Source organism: Jeotgalibacillus salarius, from assembly GCF_004405125.1.
Taxonomy (GTDB): domain Bacteria; phylum Bacillota; class Bacilli; order Bacillales; family Jeotgalibacillaceae; genus Jeotgalibacillus; species Jeotgalibacillus salarius.
On record NZ_SORX01000003.1, the window covers coordinates 108,389 to 125,430 of the forward strand.

Below are 17,042 nucleotides of genomic sequence, written 5' to 3' on the forward strand. Positions count from 1 at the left end.
CCTCTATCCAATATAGTGCATTACTGTTGTAATGTACTATATACTATTCTCTAATTTTTGGCAATGTGAATCCGGCATTTTTCTCAAACTAAAAAACTGCACAGCGCTGTGCAGTTTTTAGTCAGACCATATTTACGACTTCAATAGTTTCGCCAAAGGATGTACGCCCAGACTCTGGATAAATAATGACATGAGAACCACAAAAAATGAAAGGGTCATCACTGTGCCGATTCCTTCTGTCCCTGAAGCCTCCAGCAGTAAAAGCAGCACAACTGACATTGTACCTTTTACCCCGCCAAACGAAATAAGCAGCGATTCCTGCCAGGACATATTCCTGCGAACTGGCGGCACACTTTGAGCAGTCAGCACAACGATCCCAGTTCTGACCACAAGTGACAGGACGAATACAATCGCAGCAAATCCGAGCCATTCCCATTTTAAATAATCAACAGCTGTATAGCCGATCAACAAAAAGACTAGTGACAACAGTGAAGGTTCTACCACATCCCAGAAGTGATCAAGCGATTCTCTGTAATGGTCTTCTTTATTAATTCTGTTAAATTCCCAGGAAAGCATCAGCCCCGCCGCAACCGTGGCAAGGACCCCTGAGATCCCAAATGATTCAGCCAGCAGAAACAAGCCATATGCCATGACGATACTCAGCATGACCTGATATTCCTGATGATGAGTGAAATGGACTGCACGGCTGACGATCCATCCAAAAACAATTCCGATAACGGCTCCACCGATCGCTACATACAGAAATTCACCCAGAAAAGATACAAACGAAAATGATTCATGTCCCTGATGAATGGATAAAAGCGTAGCAAAAATAACATAACTCGTACCGTCATTAATCAGTGATTCACCTTCTACAATGTCACCGACTTTTTCATTATCAAGGGATTTATGTAAAATTGAAGTCACTGAGACCGGATCCGTTGGTGTCAGCACAGCAGCAATCAATAGTGCCTCTGTAAAACTGAGCGTCGTAAATAAAGAAGCTGTTAAATAAATCCCCCCGCCAAGTCCGAGTACGGTCACAATAAGTCCAACAGTACTCAACAGGGAAATAATCCAGCTGTTTGCTTTTAATGCCCCAACTGAAAATTTATATGCTGATATGAACAACAATGCTGGCAGTATGATTTCATATAACGTTTTTTCAGATAATTGGATGCCGTCAAAAAACGGAATAAAATAAAGCAGCATACCAATCAGCACAAGGACAGGCGGACGTGGAAAGAGCTGCGTCCGCTTGTCAATTGTGAATATGATATATCCGATCAACAGGAGACCGACAATTTGAGCTGGTTCCATCTGACCTCCTCCTTATCTCATCACAGCGCCGCCTGAGATTTTAACTGATTCACCGATAATATTTTCTGCAGCGTCTGATAGTAAAAATAAAATGGTCCGGGCTACCTCTTCGGGCTGAGTAATCCTTCCTGAAGGCAATCCATCTTCAACAATTTTGAGCTGCTCTTCAAATGAGCGATCAGCCCGTTCACCTTTCTTCCGAATCGCATTACGTCCCATTTCTGTATCCACAAACCCCGGACAAACAGCATTTACTCTGACGCCATACTCAGCAGCCTCATGAGCAAATGCCTGTGTAAATGCAATCACAGCAAATTTTGAAGCCGCATAGGCTGTATTTCCATGTGTAGCTCTGAGTCCTGATAATGACGATACGTTCACCACTGCTCCACTACCTTTCACTTTCATTTCAGGGTAAACCAGCTGAGTCAAAGCCACGGTTGAGAAATAGTTCAGTTCCATCACCTTTCTCATATCTTTCTCTGAAAGATCTTCAACAGTACCACCGCCTGATATCCCTGCCGAATTGACAAGTCCTGTGATCGGACCTGCGTGCTTTCCTGCCTGATCAACAAGGTTTTTCCTGTCTTCCTCTTGATTCAAGTCTGCTGAAACAATCAGCAGCTTGTCGTCAATTCCTGTTTTCTGACAGTCTTCTTTTAAATCATCCAGTTTATCAATATTACGACCTGCAGCTGTAACTGCTGCTCCGGCCTTCAACGACTCTATCACTGTTTGCCAGCCGATTCCCCCGGTAGCTCCAGTCACTAAAATATGCTGACCTTTCATTCCATCCTGTGCAAAAATCATTGTTCATCCTCCTAAATAGTAGATAGAAGTCTTTACCACTTTTACCACAGAACAAACAAAAGCTGCACCTGTTTAGGGATGCAGCGGTTTGACATATGCTTACACTTGAAGTGTCTGATAAGCGGCTACCTTATCCAGTGCCTGACGAAGGTCTTTCAGTAAATCACCCGGATCTTCAAGCCCTACAGACAGACGGAGCAAGCCCGATGTAATGCCGCGTGACTCGCGCTCGGATAGCGGCATTGCAGCATGGCTCATCGTAGCCGGATAGGATAAAATCGACTCTACTGCACCGAGGCTGACCGCAAACACAGGAATTTTCATCGCTTCCACTAATACACCTGCACTCTTTTTATCAGGCAGTCTGAAAGATAGGACAGCACCTGCTCCAGTCGCCTGGCGCTGGTGAATATGATAGCCTGCATGAAAAGAGAAGCCGGGGTAATACACTTCGTCAATCAGCGGATGATGATGAAGATATTGTGCAATTTCTCTTGCAGAGTCTGATGACTGCTTTAATCTGACGCTCAGTGTTTTCAACCCGCGTAATAGCAGCCAGCTATCCTGTACGCCAAGAATTGAACCAAATGAATTCTGAATAAACTTCAGCTGCGCAGCAATCTCCTCGTCTTTAACAGCTGCAAGTCCTGCTACCACGTCACTGTGCCCTGACAGAAATTTTGTCGCACTGTGCAGTACAACATCTGCACCAAGGTCGAGCGGCTTCTGATAAAGTGGCGTCATAAAGGTATTATCAACAAACGTCAGGCAGCCGTGTGCCTTTGCTACTTTTGCAACCCCTTCAATATCAGTAATATTCAGTGTTGGATTTGAAGGTGTCTCAACATAGATCACTTTCGTATTCGGCTGGACGTTACGCGCTGTTTCATCGAGATCTGTCATATCAATAAAAGAATGATCAATATCAAACCGGGTCAATACTTCCGTAATCATGCGGTACGTGCCGCCGTATACGTCTTTGGAAACTAAAACATGATCTCCTGCTGACAGCAGCATGAACGCTGAAGAGATCGCAGCCATGCCAGAGGCAAATGCGAATCCCGCATGACCATTTTCAAGATCAGCAATCGTGTCCTCAAGAGATTCACGTGTAGGGTTACCTGAACGGCTGTAGTCATATGGACCAAATTCATCAATCGACTGCTGGTGGTAGGTTGATGAATAGTGCAGTGGTACATTGACGGCGCCTGTCTGCTTATCTATATAGGATGGCTGATGCAATAATTTCGTATCAAAGTGGTGATTCGTCATTGTTGATCTCCTCCTCGTTCAGCCGCTTCAAGCGCCTGTTTTAAATCCGTGATTAAATCTGCAGCTTGTTCTATTCCAACTGAAAAACGCAATAGTCTGCTGCAGATTCCTTTTGCTTCTCTTTCAGTTTCAGGAATATCTGCATGTGTTTGGGTAGACGGATACGTAATAAAGCTTTCGACCCCGCCAAGACTTTCAGCGAATGAGATGACATTGATCGCCTTTAAAAATGGTGCAATCCATTCAGCTTTTTCCAGCCTGAAGGAAACCATTCCCCCAATTCCCGGATAAATCACATCTGCTACCTGCGGCTGTTTTTCAAGAAACTCAGCTACTTTTGCCGCGTTCAACTGATGACGATCCATTCTGAGCGCAAGGGTCTTCATTCCACGAATTAAAAGCCACGAATCCATTGGTGACAATACTGCACCCGCGCCATTGTGCATCGCAAATAATTTTTCGCAAATCTCATCACCCTTAGCAGCTACTAGTCCTGCCAGCACATCATTATGTCCACCTAGATATTTGGTCGCACTGTGAATAACAATGTCTGCGCCAAGTTCAATCGGGCGCTGCAGATATGGCGTTAAAAATGTGTTATCGACGATTAAGTGAACGCCTTGTTTCTTTGAAAATGCAGATACGATCTTCAAGTCAGTTATTTTCATCAGCGGGTTGGTAGGCGTTTCAATAAAAACTGCCTTCACCCGCTTCGTACAGGCTTCCTGCAGTGCATCAGCATCATTTGTATCAACATACACAAACTCTATTCCATAATGCTCGCTATAATGATCAAATAACCGGTACGTACCCCCATACAAATCATCAGACGCTACAATTGTGTCTCCCGGTCTGTAAAGAGACAGAACGAGTTGAACAGCTGCCATACCCGAACTTGTTGCAAATCCCTGATCCGCTCCTTCAAGCGCTGCAATGCCTTCTTCTAAAATGGTTCTCGTTGGATTTTTCGTCCTTGTATAGTCATAGCCAGTTGACTGTCCCAATCCTTCATGTCTATATGCTGTAGATAAATAAATCGGCGGATTCACTGTTCCTGTTAGCTCGTCGCTCCTGTTCCCAAGCTGAGCGAGTATCGTTTCAATTGATGATGTCATAAAGAGCAGCTCCTTTTAACTCGTTCTGTATATACAAGAAAAGACCTTCCGATAAGAGAAGGTCTTTGTTATACACTCTTCTTATCTTCAGGCTGATTGCCTGCTGGAATTAGCACCGTGCACAGCCGGTTGCTGAGGTATCATAGGGCCAGTCCCTCCACCTCTCTGGATAAGTTATGAAATTGTCAGATAATAATAGTTGTTGTATAGCCTACATCATATTGAGATATAGTGCAAGATTTTTCGGGAAAGAATTGGTAAGCGGCGGGTTGATCTGTGACTGGACGTGGGCGGACGATAGATGTGACCTGAGATTTTGAGTATATGACCCGGGATTGGACGAATGTGACCCGAAAAATGATGAATGTGATCCAAAATCACTAGCTCTAAGTAGAAAATGACCGGGGTTTCCGGGAATCCGAACCGGGATGCTCAGTAAATCTTCCGTATGTGATCCAAAAGCCAGGCAGCCCTACAGCCTCCTGTCCACGCTCTAAAAACATAATAAAGACCGGACGCTGGTGTCAGGCAGCATCCGGCTAAGGGAGGGGGCGTCGCTTTCTTGTGAGCCTTGGTCATAAAAAGCCGGTGCGAATCGACTGTTTACGGGCATTTATAGTAAGTGCGACGTTTTATTTTTTAATTGAGAATGAATCTCATTATTATTGTATACACAATTCAAATGTTTGTCCAGTTTTTAATCAATCTTTTTTTCTCCATGAACATTCAGGAACTTTTCAAGTATCGGCTGAAAGCGATTGTGGCTTTGTTCAACATATCCCGGATCCGCTCTCGGACCTTCCATATCTACTGTTTTGTCACGCTTTTCAATTTCCTGATCATCATGATCGATCAGATTCTGAATTCCGTTGACTGTCATTTCCGGATGGAACTGAAATGCCAGAATATGGTCCGTGTAGAATCCCTGAACTGGTGTCAGTTCGGACTTACCAACAGGTTTCGTGCCTCCTGGCAAATCATAAATATCGCTATGCCAATGAAAAAGCGGAATGTTCAATTGATCCACATCGAAATCTTCAAGAAAAGAGGTATGCCAATTCAGTTCTGCCCATCCCATTTCATACTTTGGCAACGAAGAAACTTCTGTTCCGAGAATATGAGCAATCAGCTGTGAACCAAGACAAATTCCCATCACTTTTCTTTTGTCGTTGATTGCTTTTTCAATATAATTAACTTCTTGTTGCATCCAATCCGTTTCAGGAAGCTCCTGGACACTCATCGGGCCGCCCAGGATGACGAGTACATCCTGATCTTTTAACACAGGATAATCGTCAGGATTTTTTGCATCTATATAATGGAGCTCACAGTCCCACGCTTTTGACCATTCCTCAAGATAACCTGCATTGTCATACCATATATGTTGAAGGCAAATAAACCTCATTGTTCATTCCTCTTTCCGATGACCTCAGCCATTAATTATTTGACGAACTTGCTGATGCTGCAGCTCCTGCTGACACTGCAGCAATCATCGCAGCCTGCTGTGCCTGCAGTATGGATTCAATCGTTGAAGCAAGACCTACATCCAGCACATTATTTTCTTCGACCTTCTTTTGCAAAACAAATCTTACTGCTGTCATAAAACAAATTTCTTTATGCCACTTAAAAGCCTTTACACTTACTAGCTGATCATACATTTCTTTTACTTCATTGATCAGTGCTGATGGTGTTCCTGCAAGTGCTAACACACCAACAATCGGAAGGTGATTCCCACGCAATTTAACTTTGTTTGTTTTCAAATCATCCAGCCAGGTTACTGTGTTTTGAACGAGCAGCTGTCTGTTATCCTGCCGCCCGTATGTAAGAATTTGTGATAAAAACTGACGATTGTTACCTTTAGCAAGAACAATATGAAGCTGATCGTAATAATAAGCCATATCATCCAGAAGTTCCTCTTCTTCTCCCTCTTCCTCTGCCAGCAGCACAGATAATGGATAATCTTCATGTGAAGTAAGGAAGAAATGCTGCTTCTTCATTCCGTTATACATATTTTTTGCACGTTTTACATGTTCGTCCATCTCTTCCTCTGTACCTGTTTCAAGAGAAACGTACAGGGCATAGGATGCAATATAGGCATGAGGGCTTCTTGAAAATCCCTCATTAATTAACTTTTCATAAATGATCATCATATCCTCAAACGACTTCTTCGGGTCATCGAATTTCGAAATCAACAATCCTGAAAGCATCAGACGAAGATCTGCTGACTGGATATATGAAAATTGACTGGATTCATTTTTAATAAATTCATTTAATGAGATCAGTTTTTTGATATCATATGGTTTTTCTGCATTCATCAGCTGTCCGGCAAGCATCATAAGTGAAGGATTACTCACCCGCCACCGGAATTTTTTTTTCAGTTGCTCATAAATCGAATGATATTGCTCCACCTGTCCCGTTATTTCCATTTCTAATCACCCTTTTGACTTATTTTACTTTTTGTAAAGCGCTACACCTGATCAAGAAAAGCTTCAAGCCGCGCTGAGTCCTGGATCGCCTGATTACACTCTTTGCTGTCATAACAAATATACTGCCCATAGGATTTCAGTTCTTCCGATTCTCTGGGTTTATTTTGAATACTGGTCAGCGCCACATCACCATAGCGATTGCATACGCCACAAATTCCCTTTCTTGCTGAAATCACGTACCTTCCCTGTATACCCTTTAATTCACCATTCTTAAAGTAGACGAAGTACTGTCTGCTCTGACTGATATCTTTCCACCCTAGATAGGTTAATGCCCGAAAATCGAACCTTTCCAAATCAGGTATGAATAACTTTTTCACCTTTGGAAAAAGCCCCCGCAAATCTGCTGGTGATACCTCCGGAAATGTTTTTCTGTAAGGTGTCAGATTCATCAGGAATTTTGTCCGTTCTTCTTCTGTTTCAAGTTCTGCAATACCCGAAATCAGCGTTTCCTGATCCGGAGTTAAATCTTGAAAAACATCATGGACCTTGGCTTCTGCAGCTTCCTTCACAGCAGTTTTCACACCCTCATCCGATGTCACAACTGCCTGCTTTTGCATACCAATAATTTGTGATTTAATGACATTAAATTGTTCGTTTGAGATAAATTGCTCCATTGAAAAAGCCCCTTTACTTCATTTGAACTGATACCTTTGTATACAGCCTGAATTACCAAATAGTTTCACGAATCATTCACTTATTTATGCATATACCCCACTTTGAACAATTTGACGCATAAGGACAAGGTTGTCATTTTCTGTTTGTTGTATGTACACTGATAATAAATGAATTGAAAAGGAATGATAGACAATGAGATTCGGAGTAGTAGGAACAAACTGGATTACAGATACTTTTATAGAGGCTGTACACGAAGCGGACGATGCACAGGTAACCGCTGTATGTTCGCGGAAGGAAGAAACAGCACTTTCCTATGCAAATAAACATCAGTTAGCGTATACATATACTTCACTGGAGGCGATGTGCGAAAGCGGAGAGATAGACGCCGTGTATCTCGCTACCCCTAATGCCGTTCATCATGAACAGGTATTAACCTGTCTTGCTAAAGGAGTTCCTGTACTATGCGAAAAGCCTCTCACTGCCACAAAAGCTCTTGCTGAAAAGATGATTGATACTTCAAGAAAACATCATGTTCTCTTAATGGAGGCCATGAAATCTACTGCAATGCCTAATTTCCAACGAGTAAAAGAACTGATTTCTTCTATTGGTACAATCAGACAAGTGCGTTTCCAATACGGTCAATATTCTTCACGCTATGACAAGTTTAAGGCCGGAGAAATATTAAATGCATTTAAGCCGGATATGGCAAACGGCTCTTTAATGGACCTTGGTGTTTACACACTGTACCCGATCATTTCACTATTCGGGAGTCCGGACCGGATTCAGTCAGACAGTACCGTTCTCCACACCGGCGTCGATGGACAGGGCTCAGTGCTGCTTTCATATGAAGGAATGATTGTAACTGCAAGTTATTCAAAAATTGCTGACAGCTTTCTGCCAAGCGAAATATCCGGGGAAAATGGCGCGATTCACATTGACCATATCAGCTCACCTGGAAAAATCACGCTCGTCACAAAACAGGGTACAGAAGACATGACTGTGAATCAGAATAAGCCTCCTATGTCGTATGAAATTGAGGAATTTATCAAAACTGCCAAAGAAGGAAAAATCGAATCTTCTATTAATACGCATGAGATTTCGCTGCAGACAGTGGAACTGATGGAGCATATCAGAAAGCAAAATGGCATTGTTTACCCGCTTGATACAGCAGATGGTGAATAAGTAATTGAGCAGCGGCAATGGATGGAGACGTCCATTGCTTTTTTGTTTTGGACAGGGATTATGGGCGAGGGCTGCGATGGCATGATTTGATTGAATCATGTATGAAGTTAATTGGTTCGGCTATCTGAATAATTGATTAACCTCTCCGGATCATTGAACCATCTGTCTTAGGAATGACCGTTATTAATCCTTTTCCTGCATTTATTTAATCACTTGGAGAATTAATTGATTCACCCTTCCCGTTAATTGAACACAACCTTTCCAAGCTGCTCATTGCTTAACATCTCACGAGCTTTTAAGTAACAAATATTACATTCTCTTCAGTATAAAACTCCACTAATGCAGATACCCCCACTATGTAAGCGTTATCTGAATATCCCCTACCTATTTAACCCTTGTGTCATATTTGTTAAAATGCTATGTTTTTAAAGGATTAATTTTAAGGAGGATTTACAAAGTGGATATAAAAAAGCTTAATGTTCGTGGACTATCTGCCGGTCTTTTAGCAGCTGTGGTTCTTGCCGGCTGTGGTTCTGATGATTCAGGATCGGAAGAAACAACGGCATGGGATGACATACAGGAAGAAGGCGTACTTAAAGTAGCAACTTCAGGTACACTTTTCCCAACTTCATATCACGAAAGTGAAACAGACGAATTGACTGGATTTGAAGTTGAGGTCGTAAAAGAGCTGGCAAACCGCCTGGATCTTGAAATTGAATGGGAAGAAATCGGTTTTGATGGTATGTTGACAGCTGTTAATACAGGACAAGTTGACTTAGCATCGAACGATATTGAAATTACTGAAGAAAGAGCTGAACAGTTTGCTTTTTCTACGCCAATTAAATACTCTTACGGCACAGCTATTGTCCGTGAAGAAGACCTTTCAGGTATTGAAACATTCGAAGATCTTGAAGGAAAACGTGCTGCCGGTGCAGCAACTTCTGTATACATGGATCTTGCACGTGATTACGGAGCAGAAGAAGTCATTTATGATAATGCCACAAACGAACAATACCTTCGCGATGTATCTGTAGGTAATACAGATGTTATTTTAAATGACTATTACTTACAAACACTGGCGCTTGAAGCATTCCCTGACTTAGGGATTGTGATTCACCCTGACTTACAGTACAGCCCGTCAGAAGTTGGTCTTGTTATGAACAAGGATAACGAAGAACTTGTAGAACAGGTCAATACTACACTTGAAGAAATGCTTGAAGACGGTACGATCGCTGAAATTTCAGGCGAATTTTTTGCAGGCGGGGATGTTACACAGAAGCCTGACATCGACTTTGAAGAATAGTAAAAAGTAGAAAGGAGCGGCCGCTTTGGACGGAATTCGCTGGGATTTATTATTTAACCCTGAACTTGCGTGGGAGTCACTTCCCTATGTCATGTCAGGGATTGGCTATACCCTGCTGATTTCAATTGTCAGTATGGCGGCCGGTCTGGTTCTGGGGTTTTTTATTTCGCTGGCAAGAACCTCAAAATTCGGCATTTTGAGCTGGCCTGCCCGTACATATATTTCATTTATGCGGGGCGTGCCCATTCTCGTAATATTGTTTCTCTTGTACTTTGGCATGCCTGTGATCGGGGTACAGATTCCCGCTGTTAATGCTGCTTTAATTGCATTCAGTATTAATAGTGCAGCCTACATTGCTGAAATTATCAGATCTGCCTTATCTTCAGTGGATAAAGGACAGTGGGAATCCTCCAAAGCGTTAGGCCTAACTTATTGGCAGACAATGTATGGAGTGATTCTTCCTCAGTCAGTCAGGATCGCGATACCACCTCTCGGAAATGTATATGTGGACATTATTAAGGCAACTTCTCTTGCCGCCATTATTACAGTGCCTGATATTTTTCAGCGTGCACGAATTGTCGGCGGACGTGAATTTGACTTCATGACCATGTATATACTGGTAGCACTGATCTATTGGGGCATCTGCTCACTGATGACCATTTTCCAGAACTATTTAGAAAAAAGATATGAAGAATATCTGTAATGAATTAAAAAAGCTCAAAGCTAAGACTTTGAGCTTTTTTAATTCATTTTTTATCCCGATTCGTAATTTTGTATTCTTCGCCTTTACTGTCATAGGTGATCCATTCTCCAACCGGGTCGCCGTTTTTAAAATAACCGGAACGCTTTTTCGTTCCATCAAGTCTGTACCACTCCCAGTAGCCATCAGGCTGACCTCCTGCCATCTTCCCTTTTGACCACATTGTTTTTCCATTTGCATGATACTTAATTGTGTAGCCATCAATGACTTCTGATTTCTTTTTCTTCACGCTGCTATTATTCGTCAGGTCACAATTTTCTTTTACCACAAAATCACCTCAAGCTGGTTTTGCTTTTATATTAACATAATGACTTATCGATCATTTCCAAAAAAATAAGTATGGAAAAATGAATTTTCCATACTTATCGTTTTCTTTTAAGATCCCATGAAAATCAGATAAGATACAACAAAATATCCCATTACAATCAATAGTGAAGGCAAAATATACGTAAACGTTGAACGTGATTTCTTTTTCACAACTGAGAACATCACGAAGATGGATAAGATCGTTACACCAATCGCCGTGAAAATATGAGAATCTGACACCGCTGAAAGAATAGAACCGCCTCTGTAAAATACATCTGAACCAGCGATAATCAGCATATTAAAGATGTTACTTCCCAGAATAGACCCCAGCGCCAGATTAACATTTTTAAGTCTGAGTGCTACAAATACGGCAACCGCTTCAGGTAAAGAAGTCGTAGCAGCAATTAGGAAGCTGCCAACAAAACTTGATCCCAGGCCGGTTATCACAGCAATTTGATCACCCATGATCGAAAGTACAGTTCCTGCACCCATGATCACGATCGCTGCAATAATGAATCTGATGACTGCCTGCTTCACAGTCATCGAAAAACCTGCAGCAACCTCTTTCTCCTCTTCAGGTGCAAGTGCGGCTTCCACACCCTTATTTTCAGGCAATTTACTAATAATAATCATGCCGACAACGTATGCTCCTGCAATGATGAATGCATCAATTCCGATACCAAGGAAAGTGGCATCAATTCTTAAATACAGTGCAACAAGTGTCAAAAGAGTGAGTAATAATCCCAAACTTGCTGTATGCAAATGACTGTTACTTGCATCTAAAAACAGTCTTTTCTTCCTGAAAAACAAATCAAACCCTGCAATGATAAACAGATTGAATAAGTTTGATCCCAGCATGTTACCAATTGCAATATCCGGGTTATCAATGACAACCGCAGATAAACTTGTTGTCACTTCAGGAAGTGACGTTGCCCCCGCAAGAAGCAGCGTTCCTACCAGCATGCCCCCCATAGCTGACTTCGTACTGATCACATCAGCATAGGTGGATAATTTAATGGCCGCATAAACCGTTACAGCTGCAGCTAATATAAACCAAACAAAAACCAATGATATTCCTCCTCAAATTCTCTTAACGAAAAAAGACCCTTTTATGAGCGCTCAGCAAATTGAGTACTCATAAAAAGGTCTTGCGTACTCTGCATATGCAGAGCTCAATGAACCGAGCAGGTAGTCTGCCGTAATGACGATTCATTAACCGTTAAGGTCGCTACTCCCCTTTTTAGGGATATATTCGTTTATATTAATATACCATATCCAAAGTCTTTTGAAACCTTTTAAGATAATTCTTTTAATTGACCCTCAATGTAATCGCGGTCCTTCTTATTTTCAAGCTTGGCAGTCAGTACTTTAGCTTTTCTGAGCGCCTCTTCCGCTTTTACTTCATTCTCCAATAATTTGTATGCCCGGGCTAACGCTTCATAGACAAACACTTCATCAAACCCAGTTAAGCCGTATTCAAGATATATTCTTTCATTCGCTTCCGCGTATACAAGCGCCTGTCTGCCATCTCCCGCTCTTGCATAAGCGTGGGAAATCTGCCATTCACCACGGGACCAATTCACATAATCACCCGCAACTCCCCAGTGATAACGAGACGTTTGAGCAAGACGGATCATTTCAAGCGTTTCGTCCGTCGTTCTGTCTCTTTTATCGATTAAATCCCATGCTTGATTAAAGCATTGCACTGCTATTTTCTTATGTTCTTCCTTGTTCATTTTTTAACCCCCGGTCCTCTATCAGCTTTTTCAGTTTCACTAAATCTTCCTTCAATTTTTCATCCAGGCTTCTGTTGTAAAAGATCGCCGCCGGGTGGAAAGTCGGGAAAATCTCATAGGCCTCTTCAGTCCATTTAAAACCGGCATCCGGATTTTCCAGGTATTGCACCGGCTGTTTCAGCAGTTGTCCGTGAACTTGTGTAACCTTCTTGTCTTTTCCTGCAAGTCTCTGTAGTCCAATGTTTCCAAGCGTCACAATAATAGGCGCATTCACATGTTTCACTTCATAATCTAATATAGGTGCATGCGCCTTAATTTCTCCGCCAGTAGGGGCGCGATTATATTTTCTTTTGATCATTTCGCCACTTTTACGGTCTTTCTTTTCTCCCCATTTATAAGGACGGCTTCTGACCGCGCTTGTGATATAGACGTCGTCTCTCGTCAGTCCGAGGAAATCCAGCGACTGCATCAGTTCTTTGCCGGCTCTTCCGCTGAAAGGTATACCATTATGTATTTCGGTTTCTCCCGGTGCTTCTCCTACAAGCATGATGACAGGATGATCAGGGCCTTCTCCATACACGAATCCTTCAACCGGATAGTTTTTGATACGTTCTTTCCCTTGCTTTGCAAGTGATTCAGGAATTTTCATTAAAAGCACCTCCATGCTTTTTTATTTCCTTTCATATGTCTAATTAAAACCAGTCTTTTTAAAAAGTCTCGCGGGAAGTGACCGGTTCATTTACGCTCCAGGTGTAGGCTTTCCGGATCGGTGGACCGTTTTGTGGTCCGATATGGCCTCCTCGCCTTCGGCTGCGGGGTCTCAGCTATCCCGCTTATCGTCCCGGAGTCCACACCTTCCGCTTCAATGAACCTAAGTATTTTAATTCATTACATTACAAAAAAGGAAAAAGTTATGAAAAATCGTTATTTATTTTTTAGAATGAGGCGTCAATAAAGGTACATTAATATTCCAGACACCCCTTCAGAATCGTTGTTCATACTCATGCAAAGAACTGCTCAGTTTAGCTTAAAAGGTATAAAAGCTCATAATCAGAAAAAAGGCAGAACCCTCTGAAGAATTCTGCCTTTGTAAATTATGCTTCTTCGTTAAATGCTTCTGTTAGTACAGGAACGATTTGTTTTTTACGCGATACGACACCTTCAAGCAGTGCAGTATGATTGATGAATGTTACTTTGAATGCTTTTTCAGCAAGTGACACGTGAGAACCTTTGACGATAATGGCAGAATTGCTGTTTAAAATATCGGTTACTACGACTGCAAATAAAGCCAGCTTTTCTTCTTCAATTGCTGTTTCAGCTGCTTTCTCAATTTCTTCCTGCAGGTTAAGGATATCCTGTGGATCAACTGCATTAACCTGGGCAATTTTCACGTGGTGGCCGCCCATTTCAAATACCTTTGCATCAAGTGAAATAAGTTCTTCTGCCGTTTTACCGCTGAGGTCTGCTCCGGCTTTCAGCATTTCAAGACCATATTCTTCAGCATTTACCCCTGCAATTTTTTCAAGCTCTTTTGCAGCTTTTACATCTTCTTCTGTGCAGGTTGGAGACTTAAACAATAGAGAATCTGAAATGATTGCAGATAACATTAAACCTGCAATGTTCTTAGGAATCTCAACTCCGTGCTCCTTGTACAGTTTCAATAAAATCGTTGCAGTACAGCCGACTGGCTCTGCTCTAAAATAGATCGGGTCACTTGTTTCAAAGTTTGCGATTCTATGATGATCGATGACTTCAATCACTTTCACTTCATCCAGATCATCCACACTTTGCTGACGCTCGTTGTGGTCTACAAGAATCACGCGGTCTGTTTCCCCTGCTACTTTATCAATCAGGCGTGGCGCCTCTGCATTGAACTGTTCAAGTGCATAGGCTGTTTCACCATTAATTTCACCAAGACGTACAGCTTCTGTCTCAAATCCAATTTCATTTTTTAAATGTGAATAGGCAATTGCTGCCGTAATTGTATCTGTATCAGGACTTTTATGTCCAAAAACCAATGCTTTAGTCATAAGTAGACTCCTTTATTCGAATAATTTTAAACGCTTCTTTTATTCTACCAATTTTACTTCAAGGAATGAAGTATTAATCAAGATCTGACATGAAATTAATCCAACGCAAAAAAGAGCGCACGTGCGCCCTTTCTTTCGAGTTGCTAAATGTACCAGTAAAAAAATAGCCGTTATTTTTTTCTAAGCAGCTCAAGTGTTTTCTCGATATTATTTAGCAGCTCCTGATCAGGCACCTTCTTTTTCTCTTCTTTTTTAGAAGGGCGGTCCATGATGCTGAATGGTTTCTCGGTGTAAGTGGTTGCACTAAGGTCAGAAATTTTTTCTAAAATCGCTACGTGGCTAATTCTAACGTATTTTCCTTCTTCATCATAAAGCTCTTCATTTACACTGATTTGCGCTTTAACTTTTTCACCTTCTACAAGTCCTTTATCAACTGCAGTAGTCCAGATGAAGCGGTTTTCAGCAGAATCAATGAAATGAACTACATTAGATAAATGTGATTTAACACGAGGTTTGACGTGTACTACTTTAAGGTCAATCGTAATCCTCATTCTTATGCAGACCCTCTCTCTTTAGTTCTATATGTATATTTTTCCACCAAAACCAGTTCATTACCAATAAAATGAAAAGTTCAGAGGACTTTTTCAGTATAAAGGATAGACCACTAGTTTTGTCAATTAGAAGTTTTATCCACATACGCCAATATTGACATGATCCCTTATTCTAATAGGATTTCATTATATATATTTTTTTTGAATTTTTTAATTTATCATCCTTTGGGAATTTTTTTGATGGATAAAAATTTGCTGTTTGCAACCATATAATAGTAAGAACTATTTTAAATACATCTTTTAAAAGATAATTTTTTCAATACTTTTCATCTGTAGTAAATGTGATATTTGATTTTTCTTGAGGTGAGGAACTTAAAAGTTTTAAAAAAGCTGCGGATGTCACCAATGACCATCCGCAGCTTTTCTGTATCTCAATCCGGCACTGCATGGCCGGGATTGAAGCTTTAATTAGTTAGATATAAATTTCACACACACTGGTTCAGGTACTTCGACTTTAACACCTGTTGCAGTCAGACGTCCTGATTCTGCATCACGTTTGAATAAAACGAGGGAATCACTTTCCTGATTAGCAGCTACTACGTATGTTTCAGAAGGATCCAATGAGAAGTCTCTTGGCCAATTCCCCTCTGTTTCAACGTATTCAATATGAGTAAGCTCTCCGCTGTTTTCATCAGCTGCGTACACTGCAATAGAATTATGTCCTCTGTTTCCTGCATAGACGAACTTACCATCAGAAGTAATGTGAATTGCACTTCCCTGACTATTTTCTTTAAAGTCCCCAGGGATCGCAGGAATAGCCTGGAGCTGTCTGAATGAGCCATTCTCGCTGTCATAAGCAAGTACTAATACTTCATTGCTCAACTCGGTCATAACGTACGCAAGAGGCTTCTCAGGGTGAAATACCAGGTGTCTTGGTCCCGCTCCAGGTTCTGCATTAAAAGTAGAAGCATGCTTCAATTCCCCACTCTGATAGCTGTAGCTGATAATTTCATCAGTTCCTAAATCAACGGCTACAATATACTTACCATCAGGTGAAAAGCCGCTATAATGGGCATGGGCTGCGTCCTGCCGTTCTTCATTTGGACCATTCCCTTCGTGCTGAACAACTGAAAGCTGTTCTGTCACTTTACCAGTTTCCTTGTCGCGGTTATAAAGTGCGATTGTGCCATCAAGGTAAGTAGCTGATGCCGCGTATTGACCGTCCGGACTTACGCTGACATGACACGGAGACCCGTCTTTTTCATTTGCGTGAGCCAATAAAGATAAAGAATCACCAACTTTGTAAGAAGCCATCCCACCTGGAGCTACCGTGTAAAGATACTCCTGGTCCGCATCCATGTTGACATAGGTAGGGCTTTGCATTTCAGCTGCTACCCCTTTCACTGTCAGTGCTTCTTTTTCTGTATCGAGTTCAATTTCATAGACACCCTTACTCGACTTCTTGGTATATGTACCAATAAAACCTTTATATTTTGTCATTTAAATCGCTCCTCTCATATTAGTATCTTTCCTTATTTTCAAGGAGAGAAACCGAAAAA

General features: G+C 41.6%; 17 protein-coding genes and 1 riboswitch. Of the genes, 3 read left to right on the top strand and 14 right to left on the bottom strand.

Annotated elements, in window-relative coordinates; genetic code table 11:
• Positions 1-132: 132 nt before the first annotated feature.
• From E2626_RS05710 to E2626_RS05740, 7 genes are all read right to left on the bottom strand, one after another.
• Entirely contained in the window at positions 133-1,320 is a 1,188-nt protein-coding gene (locus E2626_RS05710; protein ID WP_134380701.1) for a cation:proton antiporter, read from the bottom strand.
• Between the two features lie 12 nt (positions 1,321-1,332).
• Complete coding sequence (locus tag E2626_RS05715; protein ID WP_134380705.1) at positions 1,333-2,130, bottom strand: SDR family NAD(P)-dependent oxidoreductase; 798 nt, start codon at positions 2,128-2,130, stop codon at positions 1,333-1,335.
• 99 nt (positions 2,131-2,229) lie between these two features.
• Entirely contained in the window at positions 2,230-3,402 is a 1,173-nt protein-coding gene (gene metC, locus E2626_RS05720; RefSeq protein ID WP_134380707.1) for a cystathionine beta-lyase, read from the bottom strand.
• Entirely contained in the window at positions 3,399-4,517 is a 1,119-nt protein-coding gene (locus tag E2626_RS05725; protein ID WP_134380709.1) for a methionine biosynthesis PLP-dependent protein, read from the bottom strand. The genes metC and E2626_RS05725 overlap by 4 nt, the downstream gene beginning before the upstream one ends.
• 78 nt (positions 4,518-4,595) lie before the next feature.
• Positions 4,596-4,693: riboswitch (SAM riboswitch) on the bottom strand.
• Positions 4,694-5,214: 521 nt separating this feature from the next.
• Positions 5,215-5,919 carry a type 1 glutamine amidotransferase gene (locus E2626_RS05730; protein ID WP_134380711.1) on the bottom strand — a complete coding sequence of 235 codons (705 nt, stop codon included), beginning with the start codon at positions 5,917-5,919 and terminating at the stop codon, positions 5,215-5,217.
• 31 nt (positions 5,920-5,950) lie between these two features.
• Positions 5,951-6,940, bottom strand: coding sequence for a DUF4003 family protein (locus E2626_RS05735; RefSeq protein ID WP_134380714.1), 990 nt, complete (start codon positions 6,938-6,940; stop codon positions 5,951-5,953).
• Positions 6,941-6,981: 41 nt separating this feature from the next.
• A complete protein-coding gene (locus E2626_RS05740; RefSeq protein ID WP_134380717.1) occupies positions 6,982-7,614 on the bottom strand; it encodes a FusB/FusC family EF-G-binding protein in 633 nt (210 codons plus the stop codon).
• 193 nt (positions 7,615-7,807) lie between these two features.
• Here E2626_RS05740 and E2626_RS05745 point away from each other — a divergent pair, with 193 nt between their 5' ends.
• The 3 genes from E2626_RS05745 to E2626_RS05755 all read left to right on the top strand — a co-directional run bounded on the left by E2626_RS05745 (position 7,808) and on the right by E2626_RS05755 (position 10,803).
• Positions 7,808-8,797 (top strand): Gfo/Idh/MocA family protein, encoded by a 990-nt coding sequence (locus tag E2626_RS05745; RefSeq protein WP_134380720.1) that lies wholly within the window; start codon positions 7,808-7,810, stop codon positions 8,795-8,797.
• 463 nt (positions 8,798-9,260) lie between these two features.
• Positions 9,261-10,100, top strand: coding sequence for a transporter substrate-binding domain-containing protein (locus E2626_RS05750; protein ID WP_424955124.1), 840 nt, complete (start codon positions 9,261-9,263; stop codon positions 10,098-10,100).
• A 25-nt stretch (positions 10,101-10,125) separates the two neighbouring features.
• Positions 10,126-10,803 (top strand): amino acid ABC transporter permease, encoded by a 678-nt coding sequence (locus tag E2626_RS05755; protein ID WP_134380726.1) that lies wholly within the window; start codon positions 10,126-10,128, stop codon positions 10,801-10,803.
• A 43-nt stretch (positions 10,804-10,846) separates the two neighbouring features.
• Here E2626_RS05755 and E2626_RS05760 read toward each other — a convergent pair whose 3' ends face one another.
• The 7 genes from E2626_RS05760 to E2626_RS05790 all read right to left on the bottom strand — a co-directional run bounded on the left by E2626_RS05760 (position 10,847) and on the right by E2626_RS05790 (position 16,983).
• Positions 10,847-11,128 (bottom strand): toxin-antitoxin system YwqK family antitoxin, encoded by a 282-nt coding sequence (locus E2626_RS05760; protein ID WP_134380729.1) that lies wholly within the window; start codon positions 11,126-11,128, stop codon positions 10,847-10,849.
• A 107-nt stretch (positions 11,129-11,235) separates the two neighbouring features.
• On the bottom strand, positions 11,236-12,234 hold the full coding sequence (locus tag E2626_RS05765; RefSeq protein ID WP_134380732.1) for a sodium:calcium antiporter: 999 nt from the start codon (positions 12,232-12,234) through the stop codon (positions 11,236-11,238).
• Positions 12,235-12,461: 227 nt separating this feature from the next.
• Complete coding sequence (locus tag E2626_RS05770; protein WP_134380735.1) at positions 12,462-12,902, bottom strand: hypothetical protein; 441 nt, start codon at positions 12,900-12,902, stop codon at positions 12,462-12,464.
• Entirely contained in the window at positions 12,883-13,551 is a 669-nt protein-coding gene (locus tag E2626_RS05775) for a uracil-DNA glycosylase (RefSeq protein ID WP_424955120.1), read from the bottom strand. Before E2626_RS05775 ends, E2626_RS05770 begins: the two co-directional genes overlap by 20 nt.
• Before the next feature lie 445 nt (positions 13,552-13,996).
• A complete protein-coding gene (locus E2626_RS05780) occupies positions 13,997-14,932 on the bottom strand; it encodes a manganese-dependent inorganic pyrophosphatase (protein ID WP_134380737.1) in 936 nt (311 codons plus the stop codon).
• A gap of 170 nt (positions 14,933-15,102) precedes the next feature.
• Positions 15,103-15,483, bottom strand: coding sequence for a hypothetical protein (locus tag E2626_RS05785; RefSeq protein ID WP_134380740.1), 381 nt, complete (start codon positions 15,481-15,483; stop codon positions 15,103-15,105).
• A 468-nt stretch (positions 15,484-15,951) separates the two neighbouring features.
• Entirely contained in the window at positions 15,952-16,983 is a 1,032-nt protein-coding gene (locus E2626_RS05790) for a lactonase family protein (RefSeq protein WP_134380743.1), read from the bottom strand.
• Positions 16,984-17,042: the final 59 nt, after the last annotated feature.